4 protein-coding genes and 1 pseudogene are annotated in these 4810 nt (G+C 40.9%); 4 read left to right on the forward strand and 1 reads right to left on the reverse strand.

What is annotated here, in order from left to right; translation table 11 throughout:
• From GMD6S_RS08280 to GMD6S_RS08295, 4 genes are all read left to right on the forward strand, one after another.
• A partial coding sequence (locus GMD6S_RS08280) for a phosphorylase family protein (RefSeq protein ID WP_000294067.1) occupies positions 1-417 on the forward strand: 417 nt, incomplete at its 5' end.
• Positions 418-419: 2 nt separating this feature from the next.
• The gene (locus GMD6S_RS08285; protein ID WP_000904385.1) at positions 420-1703 is read left to right on the forward strand and encodes a chloride channel protein; all 1284 of its coding nucleotides are present in this window, start codon (positions 420-422) and stop codon (positions 1701-1703) included.
• A gap of 433 nt (positions 1704-2136) precedes the next feature.
• Positions 2137-2847, forward strand: coding sequence for a purine-nucleoside phosphorylase (gene deoD / locus GMD6S_RS08290; protein WP_008276062.1), 711 nt, complete (start codon positions 2137-2139; stop codon positions 2845-2847).
• Between the two features lie 144 nt (positions 2848-2991).
• Positions 2992-3723, forward strand: coding sequence for an NAD-dependent protein deacylase (locus GMD6S_RS08295; RefSeq protein ID WP_000357682.1), 732 nt, complete (start codon positions 2992-2994; stop codon positions 3721-3723).
• 199 nt (positions 3724-3922) lie between these two features.
• Here the strand turns inward: GMD6S_RS08295 and pavA are convergent.
• Positions 3923-4810, reverse strand: a pseudogene (gene pavA / locus GMD6S_RS08300) (Rqc2 family fibronectin-binding protein PavA); the annotation flags it as partial.

The following is a 4810-nucleotide window of genomic DNA, read 5'->3' on the forward strand; positions in this document are numbered from 1 at the left end:
AATATGACGGGGCAGAACCCATTGATGGGTGAAAACTTGGATGATTTTGGTCCACGTTTCCCAGATATGTCTAAAGCCTACACTCCAGAATATCGTGCTACTGCCCATGAAGTGGCTAAGAAACTTGGTATCAAGCTTGATGAAGGTGTCTATATTGGTGTAACAGGTCCGACTTATGAAACCCCAGCAGAAATTCGCGCCTATAAGACACTGGGAGCAGATGCAGTTGGTATGTCCACTGTTCCTGAAGTTATTGTTGCCGCCCACTCAGGCTTGAAAGTTCTCGGTATTTCATGTATCACGAACCATGCTGCTGGTTTCCAAGAAGAACTCAACCACGAAGAAGTTGTGGAAGTAACAGAACGTGTTAAAGGCGACTTCAAAGGCTTGCTGAAAGCTATTCTTGCTGAATTGTAATCATGTTAATAGAATTGAGGAGTATTTTTCGAAAAATCCCTTATAATTTTAGATTATTCATAGCAGTAATTCTGCAAGGAATAGTTTCGGGTTTATCTGGTATATTTCTCCATTATCTTTTAGAGATGGTGGAGGGGCTAGCTTTTGGTCAGTCAGAGCATCATAGTGGATTTCTGACAGATGGAGTTGCCTCCTCACGGATAGGACTAAGTTTAATAATCGTGGGTCTTAGCTCGTCCTTAGTCTGGTACTTCTTGCAAAAAGGGTCGAAGATTTATTCCATCAAAGCTCAGATGAAGGATGAGACTTCACAATACAAGCTTCATTTTTTAAGACAGCTATTTCATTCAATTTGGCAGATTATTGCAGTTGGAGGGGGAGCGCCTATTGGAAAAGAAGCTGCGCCACGAGAGATTGGAACCCTATTTGCAGGGCCAATTGGAAAAATATGTATACTGTCTATGAAGGATCGCATCTTTCTCCTTGCTTGTGGTGCTGGTGCTGGTTTAGCGGCTGTTTATCAGGTTCCATTAACAAGTGTTTTCTTCGTTTTTGAGACTCTAGGAATTACTTTATCTATCAAGCGATTTGTATTTGTCGGTTTGACTACCTATGTGTCAACCTATACAGCAGGATTGGTTATTTCAGATCATGCTCTCTACCAGATTCCAGCTATTGCATGGTCATTAAAGGAAGTGTGGATTGTCCCTTTATTACTTCTTTTCTTAACCCCCCTAGCTTGGCTTTTTGGTCGTTTAAGTAAAAAAGTGTCTTCAAACAGGATAAAAGATAAACGAATACTTCTCACATTGCCCTCAGCTTTTCTTTTTCTTGTTGGTCTGGCAAGTTACTTTCCACATCTACTTGGCAATGGACGCATGATGGCTCAGGAAATTTTAAATGATAGCAGTGGTCAAACAGTGCTTCTCATGTTTTTCCTAAAAGCAGTGGTCGTTCTTATTATCCTTTGGGCAGGGGCCTATGGTGGTACTCTTACGCCATCTTTTGCCTTGGGGATGGCTGGAGCTGCTCTCTTGGGCATGATTCTAGGTTTGGACAGTCAGCCAACCGTTTTACTTTTGGGATCTGTTTGCTTTTTATCTGTGACCTTGAGGGCGCCCATTTCTGCAACCGGATTAGTTATAGGTTTCACTGGGCTAGGTTTAGATTCTCTTCCGTATCTCTTAGTAACTGCTTTCCTAGCTTATGGTTTTGCAAAGGTGTTAGACCGTTTTCCTTGGGCTAGCATACTGTGTAAGATGTCAAAGAATAAAGTAATTAGGTAGGAAATACCCGTTTCTTCTAATCAAGGATTTATCTTAAAAGATTAAAAATTATTGTTAGTTTATCAATAACTGTTTTAAATAAAAATGTAGTAGGCTTATCGGAGTCATGATTGAATACGATTTTTCCTAGCTATGAAATATAAAAATAAATAAAGAAAGGTAGAGCGAAGTGTTCTAATTTGAACACGAGCGGAAAACTCGGAAAATAGATAATCTGATTGAGAAATCAGGATTTCTCGTCAGATTCCTAATTTTCAGTCGTTTTCTTGTCGCTCTCTAATCATCATAAAATAAAGAAAGGATGGGTAAACCGTATTTGCTGAACTGAATACGGGCGGAGAACTGTGTAAAAAAGATAAACTGTCTAGCATCTGCGATGCTTCGTCAGTTTCCTATTTTTACTTTGTTCTCTGTCGCCCTTTATATCTTAACTATGTCTATCCATATTGCTGCTCAGCAGGGTGAAATTGCTGATAAAATTCTTCTTCCGGGGGATCCTCTTCGTGCTAAGTTTATTGCGGAGAATTTCCTTGAAGATGCTGTTTGTTTTAACGAAGTTCGTAACATGTTTGGCTACACTGGTACTTACAAGGGCCACCGTGTATCTGTCATGGGAACTGGGATGGGGATGCCATCAATCTCTATCTATGCCCGTGAATTGATTGTAGACTACGGAGTGAAGAAATTGATCCGTGTCGGAACTGCTGGTTCCTTGAATGAGGATGTTCACGTTCGTGAATTGGTTTTGGCGCAAGCAGCTGCAACTAACTCAAACATCATCCGAAACGACTGGCCACAGTATGATTTTCCACAAATCGCTAGCTTTGATTTACTAGATAAGGCCTACCATATCGCCAAAGAACTCGGTATGACTACCCACGTTGGGAACGTTTTGTCGTCAGATGTCTTTTACTCAAACTACTTTGAAAAGAACATCGAGCTTGGTAAATGGGGAGTTAAGGCTGTGGAAATGGAAGCAGCAGCTCTTTACTATCTTGCTTCCCAACACCACGTTGATGCTCTTGCAATCATGACCATTTCTGATAGCTTGGTCAATCCAGATGAAGACACTACTGCAGAAGAACGCCAAAATACCTTCACTGATATGATGAAGGTTGGATTGGAAACCTTGATTGCAGAGTAATCAGAGAATAGCTTTTCAATTACATTAGCTACAAGAACTGTTGTAAGTGATTTATTTTCAATATCTTAGCAATGATAAAGAAAGAGTTGAAAATCCAACTATTGATTTTCAACTTTTTTAGAACCCAGCTTAAGGAGAAATGTGATGGATAAAATTGAACAATTACAAGACTTGATAGATCAAAGCCAACGGATTGTTTTCTTTGGAGGGGCAGGAGTGTCAACCGAGTCTAATATCCCAGATTTTCGTAGTTCAGATGGTGTTTATAGTCATCAGTTAGGCCGTCATTTTACGGCAGAGCAACTCGTTTCTCGGACCATGTTTGAGCGCTATCCAGAAGATTTTTTTGACTTTTATAAGAAATACCTGATTTATCCAGAAGCCAAGCCTAATGCTGCTCATACTTATCTAGCTGCTTTGGAAAAGACAGGTAAGCTAAAGGCTGTTGTGACACAAAATATCGATAGTCTTCATGAAATGGCTGGCTCTCAGAAGGTCTTTAAATTGCATGGGAGTGCGGACCGAAATTACTGCCTAGGTTGTCATCGTTTCTATGACTTAACTGCCTTTCTGGCCCTCGAGGGACCTGTTCCCAACTGCTTAGACTGTGGTAAGGTGGTCAAGCCTGACGTGACCTTGTATGAAGAATCACTTGACATGGATGTCTTTAGTCAAGCTGCACAAGCTATTCGGCAAGCAGACTTGCTGATTATTGGTGGGACTTCCTTGGTTGTTTATCCTGCAGCTAGCCTAGTAAACTATTTTTCTGGGACAAATCTGGTCCTTATCAATAAAACCAGTATTCCACAAGACAGCCAAGCTACATTGGTCATTGAAGGCAAGATTGGGGAAGTCTTTTCGAAATTGAGACAATAAAAGAATTTTAGAAGATAGCAACAAAATCTTGTTACTTGAAAGAGAAAACTATCTCATTTATTGGCCAAAATCTCGCTCTTTAAGAGTTACTAAAAACTGGCTGAGAAAATCAAAACACCTTCACTGATATGATGAAAGTCGGCTTGGAAACCTTGATTGCAGAGTGAAATGTAAAAGAAAATCCTGATTTCAAGTTGAATCAGGATTTTTTCATAGATGCGATTTTTTCTGGGTCTGGTGTAACGCGGAGGGTCTTTTGTCCTGTGTAGGTTACAAAGCCAGGTTTTCCACCAGTTGGTTTGTTGAGTTTCTTGACTTCAATCATATCCACTTGAACTAGATTTGACAAACGCCCTTTGGAGAAGTAGGCAGCTAGTTCAGCTGCATCTGTCTTGACTTCATCAGATGGATCAAGATTTCCTGAGATGACGACGTGGCTTCCAGGGATGTCCTTGGCATGGAACCAAAGTTCCTCCTTGCGGGCCATTTTAAAGGTCAACTCTTCATTTTGAAGATTGTTTCGACCGACATAGATGATGGTCTTGCCATCGCTCGCCAGATACTGTTCTGGTTTTTTGCGTTTCTGAATTTTCTCGCGTTGGCGTCTTCTAATGAAGCCTGTTTGGATCAATTCTTCACGGATTTCAGCGATTTCTTCCAGTCCAGCTTGGTTGAGTACGGTTTCGACACTTTCTAGATAAAGAATGGTGGCCTTGGTTTCTTCGATCAACTCAGTCAGGTATTTGACAGCTTCTTTGAGCTTCTGATAGCGTTTAAAGTAGCGTTGAGCATTCTGGCTGGGAGTCAAGGCCTTATCAAGCGCAATGGTGATAGGTTGGTTGGTGTAGTAGTTGTCCAAGGTAACCTGATCTTGGTCATTAGGCACTTGGTGGAGGAAGGTTGTCAGCAATTCCCCTTTTTGGCGAAATTCCTCAGCATTGTCTGTCGCTAGTAACTCTTTTTCTTGTTTTTTTAGCTTATGACGATTTTTTTGAAGTTCATTTTCAACACGGCGAATGAGCTCACTGGCTTGCTGTTTGACGCGATCGCGCTCTGCCTTATCTTTGTAATAGGTATCCAGAAGATC

Source organism: Streptococcus sp. GMD6S, from assembly GCF_000297015.1.

Coding starts and splice junctions, on each gene's coding strand:
- deoD (WP_008276062.1), top strand. CDS start 2,137: ATGTCTATCCATATTGCTGCTCAGCAGGGTGAAATTGCTGATAAAATT.
- GMD6S_RS08285 (WP_000904385.1), top strand. CDS start 420: ATGTTAATAGAATTGAGGAGTATTTTTCGAAAAATCCCTTATAATTTT.
- GMD6S_RS08295 (WP_000357682.1), top strand. CDS start 2,992: ATGGATAAAATTGAACAATTACAAGACTTGATAGATCAAAGCCAACGG.